Genomic DNA, 19631 nt, shown 5'->3' with positions numbered 1-19631 from the left:
CCGTGCGGCGACCATGTCCTGTCGATCGGGACAGGAGCTGATTCAGGAGTTGTCGGCGATCTGGGCGGCTTTGGCGGTGAGGTAGCGCTGCTCCGGCAGGGACGTCGTCCGACGTGCGGCCGCCAGGTAGTGGTCGCGCGCCTCAGCCACCCTCCCGAGGCGTTCGAGCAGATGCGCCCGTACGGCGTCCAGCCGGTGGCTGTCCGTCATCCGGTGGTCGTCGTCGAGCGTGCCGAGCAGGTCCAACCCAGCCTGTGGGCCCTCGACCTGGGAGAGCGCGATCGCGCGATTGAGCGTCACCATCGGGTTTGGCGCGACCTTCTCCAGCAGCAGGTAGAGCGCGAGGATCTGGTTCCAGTCGGTCTCTTCCGTGCTCGGCGCCTCGGAGTGGATCGCCGCGATCGCCGCCTGGAGTTGGTACGAGCCGACTTCGCCGCGCGCGAGCGTGCGTAGTACCAGCGCGGACGCCTCCTCGATCGGCTCGCGTAGCCACAGGCTGCGGTCCTGCTCGTCGATCGGAATCAGGCTGCCATCCGGCGTGGTCCGGGCCGCGCGCCGCGCATCGGTGAGCAGCATGAGCGCCAGCAACCCAGCGACCTCACCCTCATCCGGCAGCAACTGATAGAGCATGCGCGCCAACCGAATCGCCTCGGCGGTCAGCTCGACACGCTGCAGATCGGGTCCAGAGCTGGCCGTGTAACCCTCGTTGAAGATCAAATACAGCACTTGCAGTACTACGCGCAGGCGATCCGCCCGCTCCTCCGCAGGCGGCAGCACGAACCGGCTGCCGGCCGCCTTGATGCTCTTCTTCGCCCGACTGATCCGCGGCGCCATCGTTGCCTCCGGCACCATGAACGCCTTCGCGATCTCCGTCGTCGTCAACCCACCGACCGCACGCAACGTCAACGCCACCTGCGACGCCGGCGTCACCGCCGGATGACAACACAGGAACAGCAAAGTCAACGTGTCATCCGACTCCGGCACCTGATCCTGATCAGCCCCCGGCGCAACCAGTTCGTCTGCGCCACCCATCGCCGCCACCGAATCCTCGCGCCGCCGCCGAGCACTCTCACTCCGGAACTGATCGGTCAGCTTCCGCGTGGCAACGGTGATCAACCACCCCCGAGGATTCCCCGGTACGCCGTCAGCCGGCCACTGCGTCGCAGCCGCCAGCAACGCCTCCTGCACCGCGTCCTCACACAGATCGAACTGCCCATGCCGCCGAGCCAAAAACCCCAGCACCTGAGGCGCCAACTCCCGCAACAACCCCTCAACCCGCTCACCCGAATTCATCAGCGTTGGAGGTGGCGGAGGGCGGCTGTGGTGGGGATGCGGGTCAGGGGGCCGAGGAGGGAGGCGTCGCGGAGGGCGGCTCGGGCTGCCAGGTGGCCGCAGGCGCCGTGGACGCCGGGGCCGGGGTGGATGGCGGAGCTGCCCAGGTACAGGCCGTCGATGACGGTGCGGGGGCTGCCTAGGCCGACGGTGGGGCGGAAGATGAGTTGCTGGTGGAGTTGCGCAGTACCGCCGCCGAGCGCTCCGAGGCCGAGGGAGGCGTTGGCTTGGGTGAAGTCGCTGGGGCGTTGCAGGTCGCGGTCGATGACCAGGTCGAGGAAGCCGGGGGCGTGGCGTTCGATGGCGCGGTCCATCCGGCCGGCCAGCTTTTCGGCTTCGGCGTCGTCAGGTAGGCCGCGGGGTAGGTGTGAGTAGGCCCAGACGGCTTCGGTGCCCTCGGGCGACCGGGACGGGTCGGCCTTGGTCGTTTGGCCGATCAGCAGGAAAGGTGCCGTGGGCAAGCGGCCGGTGTCGAGGTCGGCGCTGACGTGGACGAGGTCGTCGGCGGTACCGCCGAGGTGTACTACGCCGGCTTCGCGGGCCTGGGGGGCGCGCCAGGGGATCGGGCCGCTGAGGCGGTAGTTGAGTTTGACCGTCGGGTAGTCCCACTCGAAGTTCTCGAGGTCGCGACGGAGGCCTGTCGGGATGCTTGCTGGCGGCAACAGTTCGGCGTACAGGGTGTGGGCGGAGACGTCGGCGATCACGGCGCGGCGTACGGAGATCGTCTCGCCGCTCGCGGTCCGCACTGCGGTCGCCTTGCCGGCCGAGACGTCGATCGAGGTGATCGGGGTGCCTGTGGAGAGGAGGGCGCCGGCGCGCTCGGCCCGGCGTACCAGGGCTGACGAGAGCGAGCTCGAACCGCCTTGCGCAACAGGAAAACCGACATCCTGGGCGAGCATCGCCAGCAGCCAGCCCATGGTGCCGCTGACGCTGCCGGTGAGCGGGGCGTCGGCGTGGAACGCGTTGCCGGCCAGGATCGCGCGGCCGCGTTCACCTTCGAAGAGTTCCTGGCCCATCCGGTGCATCGGCATCGCCATGAAGCGGGCGAAGCGGGCCAGCTCCCCCACCGAACCGAGCTTGCGCGCGAGGCGGAGACCAGGCGCGACGGGCGGCCAGGAGGTGAGCAACGACTGCAGGAAAGGCGCGCGGATCCTGGTGTACTCCTGGTAGAGCCGCAGCCAGGTGTCGCCGTCCTTCGGGTGATCGCGGCCGATCGAGGCGGCGGTGTCGGCCGGATCCGGGTGGATCGCGGGCGCGTCCTCGTCGTCGGGGTCGATCAGGTGCGCCAACGCGAGCGGGGCGTGGGACCAGCGGAGTCCGAAGTTCTCGAGCTCGAGCGCGCGTAGTACCGGCGAGGCTACTCCGAGTGGATAGCTGGAGCTGAAGCGGTCGCTGACCCAGCCGTCGCTGGTCGTTGATCGCACGGCCCCGCCCGGCTCGTCGGCGGCTTCGACGATCAGTACGTCCCAGCCAGCGTCGGCCAGGGCGATCGCGCTCACCAGCCCGTTCGGCCCGGATCCGATCACCACAGCATCAACCACGCGCGGCAGCATGCTCCCGACCTTAGCTGCTCGTTTCCTTGTTCCGGGCGCGGAAGGCCCGCAGGTTCGCGGGATTTCCACAGGTCTTCAAGGAATGCCAGACGCCACTGTTGTTCCGCGACCGGTCGTAGAACACCACCCGGCACCGATCATTCTTACAAGCCTTCAACCGCCGCCAGGTATCAACCTGCTGCCCGGCCAGTACTTCCGCCAGCACCCGCGAGATCACGTACTCCGCTCCGCGCCCACCGGCCCGCAGTTCCACCACCCCATCCGCCCCCAACACCAACTCCGCCGCCACCGCGCTCCACGCGGAGGCGGAGGCGGAGGCCGGGTCGGAGGCGAGGTCGGGGCCGGAGGCCGGGGCGGAGGTGCTCTGCTGAGCGTCGCCCGCCCCCGGGGCCTTCGCTTCGCTCGGCGGCTTCCGCCCCTTCGTCGCCTCCGGCGGCGGGACGTCGGGTGTGACGAGGCGATGGAGTTCCGCGCGGAACGTACGTAGGTGTTCGACGTCGGCGTCAGTCAGCGTGACCTCGCCCGGGACGACATCCGAGATCCACGCCGTCGCGCTCGGCAGGTCAGCCAACAGATCCGGCTGTGTTCCTACTCCTCTGGTGTTGAGGAGGTCCTGCGCCAGGGCCAAGGTGTCCGGTGCGGGGTCCAGGGCGTAGCGCTCGGTGGCGGGTGAGCTCATTTGGCGAGCAGCGACAGGGCGCCGTACCAGAGGGGACTGGGGTTGAGGCGGTTCGGGTGGCGTTCGATCATCTGGTCGAAGAACTCCTGGGGAGTCGGCTTGGTGGCGAGCAGTTGGCTCGCGTCCTGAAGATACTGCTTGGTCTGCTGCAGGATGATCGCGTCGTCCGGCAGTTCGCGGTTCTTGTGGCCGGCCACGACCGCGGTCGGCCTCAGCTCCGCCACCTGATCCAGCGCCGCGATCCACGCCTCGAACCCGCCGTTGCCGCCCTCGACGATGTACTGATGGATGCCGTTGTAGGCGACGTCTCCCGCCACCACCAACCCGATCGACGGCACATGCAACACGGTCGTCTGGTCGGTGTCCGAATGCCCGACCTCGATCGCCTCCAGCACCTCACCCTCGAGCAGGATGCCCTCCGCCGGTACCGGCACCGCAAGCACAGGCGTCGCCGGGATCTGACCCGGGAAGATCCGATCCCACAACTGCTCCCGCCCCACGCCAGCCTGCTGATGCATCATCTCGATCGACCCCGGCGTCGCGTAAGCGACGGCACCCGGGAAGCGCTTGACCAACTCCCCCGTACCAAACCAGTGATCCCCATGCCCATGCGTCGCGTAGATCGCCGTCAACCGCTTCCCGGACCGCTCGATCCAGTCCCCGACCTCCTGGATCTGCTCGCTCAGGAACGGCGGATCGACCAGTACCGCATCCTCGGCGCCGAAGATCAGCGTCGTCGAGAGCGGGTTCCAGTACAGCCGGTCGCCGTTCGGCATCCGCTGCTCACCGGAGCGCAACGCTCCTGGACTGACATGCACCTCGTAGGACAGCTGCGTCGTAGTCATGAAATAACCATAACGCTTTTACTTATTCCCCAACCCTCAGACGTCGATCTGCCCCATCAGCTCCACGATCTCGCGGGCGCGACCCAGCATGGCGGGGTCGACCATCCGGCCGTCGGGGAGGACGATCACGCCGCCCTCGGCCAGGCCGGCCTTCTCGACCGCGGCCAGCAGCGCGGCGGCGTCGGCCACCTGCGTCGCCGATGGGGTGAAGCACTCGACGATCGTCGGCAGCTGTCGTGGGTGGATCGCCGTCCGCCCGACGAAGCCGAGCGCGCGGCCGTCCAGCGACGTACGCCGCAGCCCGTCCTCGTCGTCGACGTACGGATAGACCGACATCATCGGCGCCCCGAGCCCGGCCGCTCGCGAGGCCGACACCAGCCGCCCGCGCGCCCACGCCAAACCTTCCGGCCCGTCGACACCCAGCGAGCTCGACAGATCGGCTTCGCCTAAAGCGACAGCCACCACGCGAGGATCAGCCGTCGCGATCTCGAACGCCCGCTCCAGCCCCAACGGCGTCTCGATCAAGGCCGTGATCCTTGCCGAAGGCACCTGATCCAGTACCCACCGGACGTCGTCCGCGCTCTCGACCTTCGGTACCCGCACCCGAGCAGCCGGTACGGCGGCCAGCGCCGCCAGATCATCCTCGATCCACGGCGTCCCCGGCGCATTCACCCGAACCTCCACCGGCGTCCGCCCGGTGAACGCCGCGATCCACGCGACTGCCCACCCTCGCGCATCCGCCTTGTCATCGACCGGTACGGCGTCCTCGAGATCGAACACCACCAGATCAGGGCCGGCGGCAACAGCCTTCCCAAACCGGTCCGGGCGATTGGCCGGTACATACAAAGCCGTCAGCACCTAAACAACTCCTGCCTCACGCAACGCGGCCAACTGCTCAGGGGAAACGCCGATCTCGGCCAGCACCGCGTCGGTGTCAGCTCCGTGCGGCCGACCGGCCCAGCGGATCGATCCCGGTGACTCCGACAGCCGGAAGAGCACGTTCTGCATCTGTACCGGACCGCCGAGCTCCTCGTCGTCCACCTCGACGATCGTGTTCAGCGCGGCGTACTGCGGATCCGCCACGATCCCGCGGATGTCGTGCACCGGCCCGACCGCGGCCTCGGCCTTCTCGAAGGCGACCATCACCTCGTCCAGGGAGCGCTCTCCGATCCAGTTGCCCACGGCATCGTCCAGCTCGTCGGCGTGCTCGGCCCGCTCCCGCCCGCTCCCGAACCACGGCTCAGCGACGAGATCGGGCCGACCGACCAGCGTCACCACCCGCTCAGCGATGCTCTGCGAACTCGTCGAAACGGCGACCCACCGACCATCCGCCGTCCGATACACGTTGCGCGGCGCGTTGTTCGACGAACGGTTCCCGAGTCGCGGCTGCACGTATCCGGTCTGCTGGTACGCCGTGATCCCACCACCCAGCATCATCAGGATCGGCTCGATGATCGCCATGTCGATCACCTGCCCGGCGCCCGACTGATCGCGCTCTCTCAACGCAACCAGTACTGCGTAAGCCGTCGCCAGCGCCGTGATCCCGTCAGCAAGCCCGAAGGGCGGCAACGTCGGCGGCCCGTCCGGCTCCCCCGTCACGGCCGCGAACCCACTCATTGCCTCAGCCAACGACCCGAACCCCGGCCGGCGCGACCACGGACCGACCTGACCAAAGGCAGTCACCCGCGCGATCACCAACCGCGGATTGACCTCCAGCAATACGTCCGGCCCGAGCCCCCACCGCTCCAACGTCCCCGGCCGGAAGTTCTCCACCAGTACGTCGTTGGCGCGGACCAACTCGAGAAACACCTCCCGGCCCTGGGACAGGTCGAGCGTCGCCAGCCTCTTGTTGCGGCCCAAAGTCTTGAACCACAACCCGACGCCGTTCTTGCTCGTTCCATGCCCGCGCGCCGCATCGGGCCGAGACGGGTGCTCGATCTTCGTCACGTCAGCCCCGAAGTCACCGAGGAACGTCGCCGCCAGCGGCCCCGCGAACAGCGTCGCCGCCTCCAGCACCCTCACACCTTCCAGCGGAGCCGGTCTCACAGCGTCATCCCGCGCACCGGAAACCAATGGTCTCCGAGCGGTCCAGCCCGCCACCGGTGAGCACCAGCTTGAAGCTGACCTCCGGGTCCTGCGGCCCACCATCGGCGTACCAGTCGGAGCCCTCGGCAACGAAGTACGAGCCGCCCTTGAGGATGCAGAACCGGCTGCGGCCGTCGCGGTGCTCGCTCTCGGTCAAGTTCCAGACCAGCGGCTCAGAACGGGTGAACCGGTCCAGTCCGGCCGCAACCTGCCATTCGTCCTCGGTCGGAAGCCGGCCTCCCCGCCAGGCCGCATAGGCGCGAGCGTCAGGCAGATCGACGTACGTCACCGGCTGATCCTCAGTACCCGCGACGGGCGCGCCGTCGACCCAGTGCGCGAGGAACCGATTGGCCACTTTCGGCTTGTATCCGGTCGCTTTCAGGAACTCCGCGTACTCCGCGTTGCTCACCTCGCGGACAGCCACCGACTCCCCAGAGAGCGTGACCTCCCGCGTGACCGTCTGGATGTCGTGCAGCCGTGGAGGCAACGGCTTCCACTCCTCCACGTACGGTGCCTGGTCATACAGCCCCGTCTCGCGCCGCCGGTGCCGAACCGTCAGAGAGTGCTCCCCAGCCGGCACCTCGACCACTTCACCGGCAAACGCACCAGAAACCTCGGGAACGGCAACCCGCACAGCCGGCGACATCGGGAACGCCGAGTCCTTGAGATGCGGCCGCGACATCGTGCCGAGCCGACGCGCGGTCGCCCGGCACTCCTGCCCGGCCGTCGCCCCGACCCGCACGATCCCAGCCACTCCACGCCCCGGTACGACGAGGTGCACCCCGTCGTCGTCCGCAGTGATGGGTACACCTGACGTCACGTCGTACCAGTCGCCGACCTGATCCTCCGAGCGCAGCACGATGCCCTCGAAGTCCTCGTCGTCGCGGTTGATCAGCGTCCAGAAGGTGATGTCGGCCAACTCGAAGCGCGACCCGAAGACGCCGTGCTCACGGGCCTTGTCGGGGATCTCCGGGGTCAGCGGAATCCAGTCGCCACCGATCAGGATCGGCGAGAACGCTCTCTGCGCCGCGACCATCCGGCGCAGCGTCGACCGGTCGCGCGCGTTCCAGCCGACCCAGGCCGAGAACACCGACTCCCAGACCAGGATGCCGACGCCGTTCACCCACGCGGACTGCAGCTCGTCGCTGTGATCGCGGTTCCAGCGACGGGTGTGGTGCATCATGTGCCGGCGCTCGAACAGGTGCGCCCGCAGTACGCCCGGCGCGCGCGTATCGGCGAACCACTGCGCCCAGGACAGCGCATGGTCACTGATCCTTGCCAACGGCAACCGTGACTCGCCTTCGAAGGCGATCGCCGGATTGGCTCGCTTGAGCGGCCGGGTGAACGCCGGGTCGGCCTGCTTCAGCGTGTCGAGAAAGGCGCCGTCGGCGCCGAACTCCCCTACCAGGGCAGCGAATTCGTCGCCATCTGGACGCGCGGCACGGCGAGTCCCGACGTCCCACGGGTTGTAGTCGAAGAACACCTTCAGCCCGAGATCATGCAATGCCGCGACGAGTTCCTTCAGACCCGGTACGTCGCGGTAGAAGTCGAACTGGTTGCGCGAGTCGATCCCGATCACCGGGTACGCGTGCCAGAGCACCACCGCGTCGTACCCGCCGAAGTCGTCGATACCGTGCTGGACGAACTTCTCCGGCGTGAAGACACCCTCGTCGACGTCGTACAGCTGGTCGTCCCAGAGCCAGACGAGCGCCACCGAGTACGCCGTCTGGGTCCACTCGCGCCCCGGCACCTCGTAGTGCAGGCCGCCGTCGTACGCCGTCCGGTCGTAGGCGCCCATCAGCCACTCGGCCAGCTTGCCGCGCCAGCGGGGCAGGTCGGTCGGGTCGTCGGGGGCGCCGAGGATCTTGGCGTCGTCGAGGAAGGCCAGATCGGCACGCAGGCCGAGGTCGACCCTCGCGGGCTGATCGATCGGCCTGGGCTCGAGGGGGTTCACAGGTATACCTCCGCAAGGCGCGCGTCGATTGCTTCCCCGTGAGGCACCGAAGGGATCGCCCCCGCGGTTCGAACGCTCAAACTAGCAGCAACGTTAGCGCGTCGGACCGCATTCGTCAGGTCGCTGGGCGTAGTTGACTCGGCAGCCAATGTCGCGGCCAGTACCCCGCAGAAGGTGTCCCCGGCGGCGGTGGTGTCGACGACCTCGACCGACACGCCCGGGATACGAATTTCCGCGACGTCCCGGGACAGGATCACCGCTCCCTCGGCGCCGAGTGTCACCACGGCGGCCGGTACGCGGGTGAGGAGATCGTTGAAGTCCTTGCCGGCGATCGCCTCGGCCTCGGTCTCGTTGACCACGAGCAGGTCGACGTGGGCGAGCAGTTCGTCGGACAGGTCGGTCGCGGGCGCCGCGTTGAGAATGAAGTACGCGCTCTCCTCGGCGGCCGCCTGGACCGTGGAGAGCGGGATCTCGAGTTGGGAAAGCACGATTTTCGCTTGGCCGATGCCGGCGAGTGCTTCCGCAGAAAGTTTCAGGTCGGCGTTCGCGGAAGGGGCGACGACGATCGAGTTCTCGCCGTCCGCGGCCACGGTGATGATCGCGGTACCGGTCGGGTTGCCGGAGGTGGAGACGAGCGAGAGGTCTACTCCGGAGCCTTCGAGCGCATCGCGCAGCAGCGCGCCGCCGTCGTCCGCGCCGAGTGAGGCGACGAAGGCGGTCGAGGCGCCCGCCCGGGCCGCGGCGACGGCTTGGTTGGCGCCCTTGCCGCCGGGTCCGCGGGTCAGGTCGCTCGCAAGCAGCGTCTCGCCGGGCCGTGGGATCCGCTGGACCGCCAGCACCAGGTCCACATTCGCGCTCCCCACGACGACAACCTCAGCCACGCCCCTCCACCTTCCCTACCGCCTGCCCGTCCGCCCGTACCGCGCCTGCCTGTGCTGCCACTGTCCGATCAGCGAGCTCGCTGATCGCCACCTGGTTCATCCCGGGCAAGCTGGTTGCCAGCCGATTGTCGAGTGGTTCGGTCCACTCTGCCGGAACCCCGAGCACCGCGCCAAGCACCGCACCCACCGTCGCGCCGGCCGAATCCGTGTCCCAGCCGCCCATCACCGCACGCCCGATCCCGGTCGCGAAGTCAGGCGCCGTGAGCGCGTACGCGGTCAGTGCGGAGTTGTTCACCGAGTGCACCCAATGCAGGTGCCCGTACTCCGCGTGCAAAGCGTCCAACGCATCATCCAGAGGTGTCTCAGCTAGCCCCAACCCGAATCGCACGGCCTTAGCCAACTCGCCCGCGGGGTCAACCACCGCCAGCCCCGCCTCGGCAACCTCAACCGGATCGTCCAGCACCATTGCCGCGGCCGACATCGCCGCCACCCACAGCGCCCCGTCCACCCCCGCGCCCGTATGACTCAACCGAGCATCCACCAACGCCAACCGAGCCGCCGCCGTCCGATCCCCCGGCCGCACCCACCCATACACGTCGGTCCGAATCTGAGCCCCGATCCACTCCCGGAACGGATTCCGCACCACCGCAGCCCTGCCCGGCTCAACCCCATCCAACAGATTCCGATAAGCAACCCGCTCAGCCGTAAACACCCGCCCCGCCGGCAACTCGTTCAACCAAGCAGCCGCCACATCCTCCGTCGACAACTCATCCCCATGCCGCTCCACCAACTGCAACGCCAAAATCGCAAAGTTCAAATCATCGTCTTCCGGCATCCCATCGATGACCTCCCGAAGACTCGTCCCCTTGGACCGCCTGTTCCAAGGCCACCGCCCCACCACCTCGTCGGGCACCCCCACCGCGGTGATGTACCGCGAGAGCGGCCACTGCCCAGAGCTCTGAAGAATCTCCCGAATCCCCTCCCGAGGAATCTTCTCCACGGGTTTGCCAAGAAGATTCCCAGCCGCCCGCCCGAGCCAAGCATTCAGCACCCGCTCGTCCGCCCCGCCCATCGGCGCAACCCCACCGCTCGCCGGCTCGCGGTCGGTCGAGCCGTCACCCAGCTGCGCCGAGCTATGCCGGCGCATGGCGCTTCGCGCCGCCGCCGGCTCGTCGTCGGCAGCGCCTGCGGTCGGGAGCGCGCTCTGCGCGCTGCTCAGCTGCGGGAGCTGCGGGATCTCGGGGGCGACCCAGCCCGCGAAGCGGGTGTCCAGTTCGTCCAGCAGCTCACGGGCGAGCGCTCGCAACTCGGCACCGGCGGGCTTGTCCGAGGCGCCGGAGACCGGAGCGTCCGCCGTACCGCCTGCTGCGTGCCACCGGGCGGTGATGTCGGTGACGTCGGTGCCTTCGGTGGTGGATTGGACCAATTGGTGCGGGAGGAGGTCCTCTGGTTGCACCCAGGTCAGTCTCATCTGGTAAGTCTCTCCAACGTTTCACTGCGGTGGGCGAAGCGACGCGCGTCGGCCAGGTGGAGCTCCAGCGCGACGGCGGCCATCACCCGTCCTGGTTGTTCGAGGTCCGTCTTGCTCGCCTCCGCGATCGTCGCCGCCCAGTCGGCCGGTACGCCGGCCACGCCACTCAAAGCACCCGTGATCGCCCCCGCCATCGACGCGATCGAGTCGGCGTCGCGTCCGTAGTTGGTGCCGCCCAGCACGGCTTCCCGAACATCCCCACCGGACACGAGGACGAAACCAAGAGCGACCGGCAGTTCCTCGATCGCCTTCGTCCGACTCGGCCGGCGCGCGTCGAGCGACTGGTTCCGGTACTCCGGTCCGACCGTGTCGAACGGCTCGACCGCTTCCCGTAGTACCGGTATCGCCGACTCCCAATCGCTCAACCCGTCAGCCGCCTCAGCCACCGCCTCGACGGCAGCTCGTGTCCCGTCCTTGGCCAACGACAACGCCGCCGCGACCGCCGACGAAGCCGTTGCCTCAGGCATCATTGCCGCCGCGACCGCCGCCGCCAGCACGCCGGCCGCCTCACGCCCATAGCTCGACTGATGCGCCCCGGCCAGCTCGATCGCCTCCGCATAGGCCCCGGCCGGATCACCCGCATTGGCGATCCCGACCGGCGCCACATACATCGCCGCACCACAGTTCACGATGTTCCCGACCCCCGCCTCACGCGGATCGACATGCCCGTAGTGCAGCCGCGCCACCAACCACTTCTCCGCGAGAAACACGCGCTGCAGCAGCAACGCCTCGGTCTCCAGCTCCGGAATCCAGCGCTTCTCCGTCAGCAGCTTCGGCACCAGCGACTCCGCGATCGAGTACGCGTCGAGATGCGTCCGCAGCTCGTCGTACACCTCGACCAGTGCGTGCGTCATCAACGTGTCGTCGGTGATGTGCCCGTCGCCCTTGTGGTATGGCGCGATCGGCCGCGCGTTGCGCCAATCGTCGTACCACGGACCGACGATGCCGGTCACCCAGCCACCGTGCCGTTCCCGGATCGCCTCCGGGGTCCAGCCCTCGACGGCACCACCGATCGCATCACCGACCGCCGAGCCGACGAGGACTCCCACTGACTTCTCTTCGAGCACCGACATCAGGAGTTGACCTGCCCCCACCCATCACTCAGCTTCTTGCCCAGGGCACCCAGATCGATCTTGTTCGCGAGGAACTCCTGCAGCGCCGGCGTCGCGATCTGGTCCTTCCACTTCGGGTAGTTCTCCACGCTCTGGAACGGCGCCTTGGTCAGTTCCTCGCCGCTGGCCAGCGTCTGCGTCCAGCCGTCCTTACCGCCGGTCGTCTTCTCGATCGCGTCCCGGGCCGCCTTCGTGGTCGGGATCAGCCAGTCGCCCTGCCCGACCGCGGCCAGGTTGTCGGCCTTCATGAAGAAGTCGATGAACTGCGCGGCCTGCTTGACGTGCTTGCCCTCGGCCGGCACCGACAGCGTCTGCGGGTTCGCGGCCTGCTTCTCCGACGTACCCTTCAGCGGCGGCAGTACCTCCCACTGGAAGCCCTTCGGCGCCTGCTCGACGATCTGCTGGGCCGCGTAGTTGCCGCCGACGATCATCGCGTACTTGCCACCGAAGAAGCCCGGCAGCACATCGGACCCGCTCTGGGTCAGCGACGTCGGGTCGATCGACTTGTCTGTGTAGGCCATCGCGTGGATCCGCTTCGGCACCTCGAGCTCGGCATCCCCGATCTTCGCCTTCGCGTCGCGTCCGGAACCCTCGAAGAACGCGCCGTCGAAGTTCATCCCGAGGTTCAGCACGGTCGCGGTCGGACTCTTCAGCCCCCAGCCGAGCCCGTACTTCCCTGCGCTGGTGAGCTTCTTCGCGTTGGCCTGCAGGTCGTCCCAGCTCAGCGAGTCGCCCGTCGTCGCGACCCCGGCCGCTTTGAGTAGCGTCGAGTTGCCGAACACGACGTACGACTGGAGCAGCGTCGGCGCGGCGACCACCTTGCCGTCTACGGTGACCGTGTCCCAGACCCCCTGGGAAACGGCGTCCTTCGTTTCCTGACTCAGGTACTGCGACAGGTCGGCGAGGTACCCCTGGTTCGCGAACCCGGTGATGTCGGCCGACTCGTCCTGGATCACGTCCGGTGCCGTACCACCCTGGAACTGGGTGACGAGCTGGTCGTGCACCGAGTCCCAGCTGCCCTGGACGTACTCGACCTGGATGTTCGGGTTGGCGGCGTTCCAGTCCGCGACGATCTTCTTGGTCGCGGCGACGGTCGTCTTCTGGAAGGCGAGGCTCTGGAACTTCAGCGTCACCTTCTCGGTCGACCCACCATCACCGGATCCGCTGTCATCGTTGCTGCCACAGGCCGCAAGCGTCACCAGAGCGCTTGCCGCGAGCAACGCGGTCACTAACTTTTTCATTGCATCTCCTCAGGGGACAACTCAGCCTTTTACAGCGCCGGACAGCAGGCCGGAGGTCAACCGGCGCTGCAGGAAAGCGAAGAACACCAGGCTCGGTACGGTGGCCAGGACGGACGCCGCCGCGAGTGGCCCGAACTGGACCTGACCCTCGGCCCCGACGAACCGGGCGAGCACCAGCGGCAGCGTCTTCAGTTGCGGGTCCTGCAACAGGACCAGGGCGAAGAAGAACTCGTTCCACGCCGAGATGAAGGTGAACATGGCGGTCGCGATCAGCCCCGGCCGCAGCAGCGGCATCACGATCGAGACGATCGTGCGGACCCGGCTCGCGCCGTCGACCGAGGCCGCCTCCTCCAGTTCGCGCGGTACCGCGGCGACGTACCCCTGCAGCATCCACAGGGCGAACGGCATCGACCAGACCATGTAGACGATCACCACGCCGGGGATCGTGTTGGTCAGGTGCAGCGGCCGCAGGATCATGAACAGCGGGATCACGATCAGGATCACCGGGAACACCTGGCTGACCAGGATCCAGCCGTTCGTGATCGGCCGGAGCCGGCTGCGGAACCGGGCGAGCGCGTAGGCGACCGGCAGCGAGACGACCAGGACGAGAACGGTCGACGCGACCGAGATCTGCAGGCTGTTCCACATCGAGTGGACCAGGCCTTGCTCTCTCAGCGCATCGCTGTAGTTGGAGAGATCCGGGTGCTTCGGGAGAATCGACGGCGTGATGCTCGCGAACTCTCTCGGGGATTTCAGAGAGCTCGAGAGCAGCCAGAACAGCGGGAACGCCAGGAAGACCAGATAGCAGATCACCGCGACGTACTGCGCCGCGCGGGCCGCGGGTCGGGTTCTCATGCTTCGCTCCTCAACCGGTTCCGGAGGTAGAACGCGAGGAACACGATGATGATCACGACCATCACGTCACCCATCGCCGCGGCCATCCCGAAGTTCCCGTACCGGAACGCCTCGTTGTAGGCGAACAGCATCGGCAGCATCGTCTTGCCGCCCGGTCCGCCCGCGGTGAGCACGTAGACCAGGCCGAACGAGTTGAAGTTCCAGATCATGTCCAGGCTGGTGATCGCGACGATCACCGTCCTGAGCTGCGGCAGCGTGATGTTCCAGAACTGCGACCAGGCGCCCGCTCCGTCGACCGCGGCAGCCTCGTACAGGGTGCGGTCGATGCCTTGGAGACCGGCCAGCAGGGTGACGGTCGTCATCGGCATGCCGACCCAGATGCCGACCACGATCACCGCCGGCAGCGCGGTACTGAAGTCGCCGAGGAAGTTGATCGGGTGGTCGGTCAGGTGCAGCTTCTGCAGGATCTCGTTGACCGGGCCGTTGGTCGGGTGCAGCAGCAGTCGCCACATGATCGCGACGACGACCGGCGGCATCGCCCACGGGATCAGCGCGAGCGTCCGCGCGACGCCGCGGAAGCGCAGGTTGGTGTTCAGCAGCAACGCCAGTCCGAGCGCGGCGACGAACTGCAGGATCGTCACCGAGAGCGTCCAGATCAGCCCGATCTTGAACGAGTCCCAGAACAGCCCGTTGTGCAGCAGCTTGCCGAAGTTGCCGAGCCCGATGAAGTTCGTATCCACGCGCAGCCCGGCGCGAGCGTCGGTGAAGCCGAGCGCGATCCCGCGGATCAGCGGGTAGACGCTCAGCAGGAGAACGGGCAGCAACGCCGGCAGGAACAGAAAGATCGCTTCCCGGTTCTGCTTCGGCCGAACGCTCATGGCGTGGACTTCCGCACACTGAGAGTCGGCTGTACGACGATCCGCCGCGGCGTCCGGGTGTCGTCGTCGATCCTTGCCAACAGCAACTCGGCAGCTCGCCGGCCACGCTCGGCCGACCCGAGGTTCACACTCGTCAACGGCGGGAAACACTGCTCCGCCAGCTCGCTGTCGTCCATCCCGATCACCGCAACGTCATCCGGTACGACGAGCTGCCGCGCCGCCAGCTCATGCATGACCCCAACGGCAAGCAAATCGTTTGCCGCAATCACCGCATCAAGCCGACCACCCCGCGCCTCCGCGCCGGGCCGCCCGCCCCGCGCCTCCACGCCAGAGCCGCGCACACCAATGTCCAGCCCGGACAACAGTTCCACCCCGGCTTCCCGGCCGGCCGCGAAGGTGAAGTCCCCCGCCTCCACCTCAGCCACCGCCCGCAGCCCGTTCGCCTTCATCGCATCGGCGAACCCCTTCGCCCGCGCGGTGCCGGGCACGGTGTCGACCGGGCCGTTGACGAAGGCGATCCGCTTGCGTCCCTTGGTCAGCAGGTGCTCGACAGCCAGCAACATGCCCTTCGGCGAGTTCGCCCGCACAGTGTCGACCCCAGCCGAGGACGGCACATTACCGGCGACGACCACCGGGACATCGCACTCGCGGATCGACTTGATCAGGTCGTCGTCCACCCGCAACGGGCTGATCACCAGCCCATCGGCGTACCCACGAGCCATCCCCCGGACCAGCGCGACCTCATCGACGACATCCGGCCCCGTCGTGGTCACCACCAGCCGATACCCCGCCGCCGAGACGACCTCCTCGACCGCGCGCATCATCGTCACGTACACCGGGTTACCGACGTCGGCCACCGCGAGGGTCAGCTGGAAGGTCCGCCCGACCTTGAGCGACCGCGCCCGCGCGTCAGGCACATACCCGAGCTCCTCGACCGCGCGCTGGACCCGCTCGACCATCTCCTCGGTCGCGGGCAGCCCGTTCAGCACCCGCGACACCGAGGCCACCGAAACTCCGGCGGCCCGAGCCACTCCCGCGATCGTCGGCCGGCTCACGCAGCCTCCTGTAATCGTTCTTGTAATCGTTTACAGACCTGACTCTAGGACCCCTTCCAATCCCCCGTCAACACCGGACCACCAGTCACCTGGTCTGTACTCCCGGCGACCACCGCCGCCCGCCATCCGAGACGCGGCCGGCGGTCCTGGCCATGTCAACTAATCTCATCAACTTAATAGCCCATCGCCCAGGAGCAGCCCGATGACTCTGACCTTTCACTGGTTCCTGCCGACCTCCGGCGACTCGCGCAACATCACCGGCGGCGGGCATGGCGCCGACGTCGTGCATCGCGACCGGCGGGTGACCACGCGGTACCTGCGGCAGATCGTCACCGCGGCCGAGGAGCTCGGGTTCGAGGGAGCGCTCACGCCGACCGGGTTGTGGTGCGACGATGCCTGGCTCTCGACGGCTTCGTTGCTCGATTCAACGGATCGGCTGAAGTTCCTGGTCGCGTTCCGGCCCGGGCTGATGTCGCCGACGCTGGCCGCGCAGATGGCGACGACCTTCCAGAACCAGTCGGGCGGCCGGCTGCTGCTCAACGTGGTGACCGGTGGCGAACCGGCCGAGCAGAAGGCGTTCGGGGACTTCCTGAGCAAGGACGAGCGCTACCGGCGTACGGACGAATTCCTGGCGATCGTGCGCAGACTGTGGGAGCACGGCGACCCGTTCGACTTCCGGGGTGAGCATCTGCGGGTCGAGCAGGCCCGGTTGGTGTCGGTGCCGGATCCGGTGCCTCAGATCTACTTCGGTGGCTCGTCGGCCGCCGCTGGTCCCGTGGCGGCTGCCCGCAGCGACGTGTATCTCACCTGGGGCGAGCCGCCCGCTGCAGTCGCCGAAAAGCTGGGGTGGATCCGCAAGCTGGCCGCCGAGGCCGGTCGTACCGTGCGCTTCGGCATCCGCCTGCACGTCATCACGCGAGACACGTCCGAGGACGCCTGGCGCGAGGCCCGCCGTCTCCTCGCAGCACTCCCGCCCGAGACGATCGCCAAGGTGCAGGCCGGCCTGCACAAGAGCGAGTCGGAAGGCCAGAAGCGCATGCTCTCCCTGCATGGGGGCTCCGCCGAGGACCTGGAGATCTACCCGAACTTGTGGGCCGGTGTCGGCCTCGCCCGCGGCGGTGCCGGCACCGCCCTGGTCGGCAGCCACGAAGAAGTCGCCGACCGGATCAAGGAGTACGCCGACCTCGGCATCGAGGAGTTCATCCTCTCCGGCTACCCACACCTCGAGGAGGCCTACTGGTTCGGCGAGTCAGTACTCCCCCGCCTCGAACGCAACGCCCTCTGGACCCACCCCAGCGACACTCTTCAGCCGGCCGCCAACGCAGTACCGTTCGCCGTCTAACCCGCGCCAAGCCCACCACTGGCGGGCTCGGACAAGCAGCGGCGACCTTGAACACGTTATTTCATGTTCAAGCTCACCGTTTGGTGTTCAAGGTCGCCACTCAGGTGCAAGCCCGCCAGATGTTGGCTCGGACAGGTAACGGCGACCTTGAACATGTTATTTCTTGTTCAAGGTCGCCGTTTGGTGTTCAAGGTCGCCGCTTTGGGTGCAAGCCCGCCAGTTGTGGGCTTGGGAGAAGAAGGAGCTACTCGTCCTGGTCGTCGGCGCCGGGGCGCTCGGCCCAAGGGGTTTCCTTGGCGGGGCGGACGACGATGAGCTTGTCGCCGGCGGCCAGGACCGAGACGGACGAGTCGTAGTACCGGTGGACCTTGCCGTCGCGGACGACCGAGACCACGCGGTCCGGTACCGACGACGGCGCCTTGCCGACCTCGCGGCCGAGGACCGGGCGCTCGGCGACCTCGAGGCCCTCGCCGTAGGTCAGCAGGTCCTCCATCACCTCGCCCAGGTTCGGGCTGACGGCGGAGAGGCCGAGCAAGCGGCCGACCGCCTCCGACGAGGTGACCACCGCGTCGGCACCGCTCTGCCGCAGCAGGGGGACGTTGTCCTCCTCGCGGACCGCGACGACGATGTGCGCGTTCGGGTTGAGCTGCCGGACCGCGAGCGTGACCAGGACGGCCGAGTCGTCGCGATCCGTCGTGACGATCACCTCGCGGGCCGTCATCACCTCGGCGCGGCGCAGTACCGTCCGGTTGGTCGCGTCGCCGTGGAAGGCGGCCATCTGATCGTTGCCCGCGTCACCGATCGCCTGCGCGCGCGGGTCGATCACCACGATGTCGGTGCGCTTGACCCCGTTGCTGAGCAGGGTCTGCACGGCCGACCGGCCCTTGGTGCCGTAGCCGACGACGACAACATGGTCCTTCATGCGCTTCCTCCATCGCGAGTCGCGCATGATGCGGCGACCTTCGTTCGCCAGGACTTCGAGCGTCGTGCCGACCAGCACCACCAGGAACGCGATCCGCAGCGGCGTCACGACGAAGGCGTTCACCAGCCGGGCGGTCGGCGTCACCGGAGTGATGTCGCCGTACCCGGTCGTGGTGAGCGTCACGGTCGCGTAGTAGATGCTGTCGATGAAACCGACGCTGCCGTCGTAGGTGTCCTTGTAGCCGCCGCGGTCGACCAGCACGATGCAGACCATCAGCACCAGCAGGCCTAGTGCGATCATCAGCCGCCTGGACAACTCCACCACCGGCGAGCGCGTGCTCGCGGGCAGGTTGACGAGAAGGCCGTGGGGGTTACGACCGGGCAGGGATGGCACGCGTCTGACGATAGGGCACCGACGGCCGATCCACCGCATGCGACAGGCTCTGGTCGGACAGTGCGACGGTCACCATCAGGTGGTTGCTGTCCTGCACGACCCTGGTCCGCATGCGCAGGCCCTCGACAGTCCGCAGCATCGCGACGTTCTCCGGCTGCACCATGCAGACCACCCGGTCCGCACCCATGTCCCGGGCCTCCCGGATCACCCGGCGCAGCAGTTGCGAGCCCAGACCGTGCCGCTGCCAGCCGTCCTCGACCAGTACGGCGATCTCCATCGCAGAGCCACTCAGCTCGTCCCAGGGAGCGGCCGTGGCCATCCCGACCACGGCCTCACCGGCTGCGGCTACGACGGAGATGCCGCCGGCTGGGGCCGACAGGTGGCGCGCAGTACGGGCGGTGAGTTTGGGCATCGGTACGTGGTACCGGCGGGTGCGGCTCTCGTAGGAGCACCGGTCGTGCATGGCGACTACTGCCTCGGCATCGTCGACAGTGGCCTTGCGCAACTCCGGTACTGCGCTGCCGGGCCGAGGCGGCTCCTGGACTGGGCCGGCCTCACGCTCGGCCAGCCGGCCGGCGATCTCGACGAGTACGTCGGCACGTGCCCACTCCGCCGGCGTGTACTCGTCGAATCCCTGCAGGCTCTCCAGTTCTTCGTCCACGGAGATCGGGTCGTCGAGGAGACGCAGTACTGCGCGCAGGTACCGGGTGGGTCCGTCATGGAGGACATCTGCCTGGCACGGGCGGACCGTAGTACCGGTGCAGCCCGCTTCGGCGACCAGTGCGGTGAGGTCCTCCGCGGTCCAGCCGACGCCGGTGGAGACGACCAGTTCGTCGACAGCGCCGGACTCGGCGGTGAAGACCTCCAGGCTCAGAATGTTGATCTCGTCGGCACCACAGCGTGCGGCGAGCTCGGCCAGTGCACCCGGCCGGTCGGCGAGTTCGGTCCTGATCTTCCAGAGCATGGGTGACGC

17 protein-coding genes are annotated in these 19631 nt (G+C 67.9%); 1 reads left to right on the top strand and 16 read right to left on the bottom strand.

The annotated features are described in order from the left end of the window. Positions 1–42 precede the first annotated feature (42 nt). From AB0M15_RS30035 to AB0M15_RS29970, 14 genes are read right to left on the bottom strand one after another with little or no spacing between them, the layout of a single operon-like run. Entirely contained in the window at positions 43–1293 is a 1251-nt protein-coding gene (locus tag AB0M15_RS30035) for a sigma-70 family RNA polymerase sigma factor (protein WP_363825129.1), read from the bottom strand. After that, complete coding sequence (locus AB0M15_RS30030) at positions 1293–2885, bottom strand: NAD(P)/FAD-dependent oxidoreductase (RefSeq protein WP_363825126.1); 1593 nt, start codon at positions 2883–2885, stop codon at positions 1293–1295. The genes AB0M15_RS30035 and AB0M15_RS30030 overlap by 1 nt, the downstream gene beginning before the upstream one ends. 10 nt (positions 2886–2895) lie before the next feature. Continuing rightward, positions 2896–3564: a CGNR zinc finger domain-containing protein gene (locus AB0M15_RS30025; RefSeq protein ID WP_363825123.1), complete on the bottom strand. Its 669-nt coding sequence runs from the start codon at positions 3562–3564 to the stop codon at positions 2896–2898. After that, on the bottom strand, positions 3561–4409 hold the full coding sequence (locus AB0M15_RS30020; RefSeq protein WP_363825120.1) for an MBL fold metallo-hydrolase: 849 nt from the start codon (positions 4407–4409) through the stop codon (positions 3561–3563). The genes AB0M15_RS30025 and AB0M15_RS30020 overlap by 4 nt, the downstream gene beginning before the upstream one ends. A 36-nt stretch (positions 4410–4445) precedes the next feature. Further along, the gene (locus AB0M15_RS30015; RefSeq protein ID WP_363825117.1) at positions 4446–5267 is read right to left on the bottom strand and encodes a CoA ester lyase; all 822 of its coding nucleotides are present in this window, start codon (positions 5265–5267) and stop codon (positions 4446–4448) included. After that, positions 5268–6455 carry a CoA transferase gene (locus AB0M15_RS30010; RefSeq protein WP_363825113.1) on the bottom strand — a complete coding sequence of 396 codons (1188 nt, stop codon included), beginning with the start codon at positions 6453–6455 and terminating at the stop codon, positions 5268–5270. Positions 6456–6459: 4 nt separating this feature from the next. Beyond that, positions 6460–8448, bottom strand: a complete 1989-nt coding sequence (locus tag AB0M15_RS30005) for an SUMF1/EgtB/PvdO family nonheme iron enzyme (RefSeq protein WP_363825106.1) — start codon at positions 8446–8448, stop codon at positions 6460–6462. Then, entirely contained in the window at positions 8445–9329 is an 885-nt protein-coding gene (locus AB0M15_RS30000) for a ribokinase (RefSeq protein WP_363825104.1), read from the bottom strand. The genes AB0M15_RS30005 and AB0M15_RS30000 overlap by 4 nt, the downstream gene beginning before the upstream one ends. Continuing rightward, positions 9322–10800 (bottom strand): ADP-ribosylglycohydrolase family protein, encoded by a 1479-nt coding sequence (locus tag AB0M15_RS29995; protein ID WP_363825101.1) that lies wholly within the window; start codon positions 10798–10800, stop codon positions 9322–9324. The genes AB0M15_RS30000 and AB0M15_RS29995 overlap by 8 nt, the downstream gene beginning before the upstream one ends. Beyond that, entirely contained in the window at positions 10797–11933 is a 1137-nt protein-coding gene (locus AB0M15_RS29990; protein WP_363825098.1) for an ADP-ribosylglycohydrolase family protein, read from the bottom strand. Before AB0M15_RS29990 ends, AB0M15_RS29995 begins: the two co-directional genes overlap by 4 nt. Continuing rightward, the gene (locus AB0M15_RS29985; protein WP_363825095.1) at positions 11933–13213 is read right to left on the bottom strand and encodes an extracellular solute-binding protein; all 1281 of its coding nucleotides are present in this window, start codon (positions 13211–13213) and stop codon (positions 11933–11935) included. The genes AB0M15_RS29990 and AB0M15_RS29985 overlap by 1 nt, the downstream gene beginning before the upstream one ends. A gap of 21 nt (positions 13214–13234) precedes the next feature. Then, positions 13235–14068 (bottom strand): carbohydrate ABC transporter permease, encoded by an 834-nt coding sequence (locus tag AB0M15_RS29980; RefSeq protein WP_363825092.1) that lies wholly within the window; start codon positions 14066–14068, stop codon positions 13235–13237. Continuing rightward, positions 14065–14946 (bottom strand): sugar ABC transporter permease, encoded by an 882-nt coding sequence (locus AB0M15_RS29975; RefSeq protein WP_363825089.1) that lies wholly within the window; start codon positions 14944–14946, stop codon positions 14065–14067. Before AB0M15_RS29975 ends, AB0M15_RS29980 begins: the two co-directional genes overlap by 4 nt. After that, positions 14943–16001: a LacI family DNA-binding transcriptional regulator gene (locus AB0M15_RS29970; RefSeq protein ID WP_363825085.1), complete on the bottom strand. Its 1059-nt coding sequence runs from the start codon at positions 15999–16001 to the stop codon at positions 14943–14945. Before AB0M15_RS29970 ends, AB0M15_RS29975 begins: the two co-directional genes overlap by 4 nt. A 202-nt stretch (positions 16002–16203) precedes the next feature. On the opposite strand from AB0M15_RS29970, the gene AB0M15_RS29965 reads away from it, so the two are divergent. Beyond that, positions 16204–17343, top strand: a complete 1140-nt coding sequence (locus AB0M15_RS29965; protein WP_363825082.1) for an LLM class flavin-dependent oxidoreductase — start codon at positions 16204–16206, stop codon at positions 17341–17343. Positions 17344–17587: 244 nt separating this feature from the next. Here AB0M15_RS29965 and AB0M15_RS29960 read toward each other — a convergent pair whose 3' ends face one another. Both AB0M15_RS29960 and AB0M15_RS29955 read right to left on the bottom strand, forming a co-directional pair. Further along, positions 17588–18658, bottom strand: coding sequence for a potassium channel family protein (locus tag AB0M15_RS29960; protein ID WP_363825078.1), 1071 nt, complete (start codon positions 18656–18658; stop codon positions 17588–17590). Then, the gene (locus AB0M15_RS29955) at positions 18636–19622 is read right to left on the bottom strand and encodes a GNAT family N-acetyltransferase (protein ID WP_363825075.1); all 987 of its coding nucleotides are present in this window, start codon (positions 19620–19622) and stop codon (positions 18636–18638) included. The genes AB0M15_RS29960 and AB0M15_RS29955 overlap by 23 nt, the downstream gene beginning before the upstream one ends. Between the last annotated feature and the right edge of the window lie 9 nt (positions 19623–19631).

Origin of the sequence: Kribbella sp. NPDC051718 (genome assembly GCF_040681515.1) — a bacterium.
Lineage (GTDB): Bacteria > Actinomycetota > Actinomycetes > Propionibacteriales > Kribbellaceae > Kribbella.
Note: the sequence above shows the minus strand (reverse complement) of the source record. Positions and strands in the feature narration are given on the sequence as shown.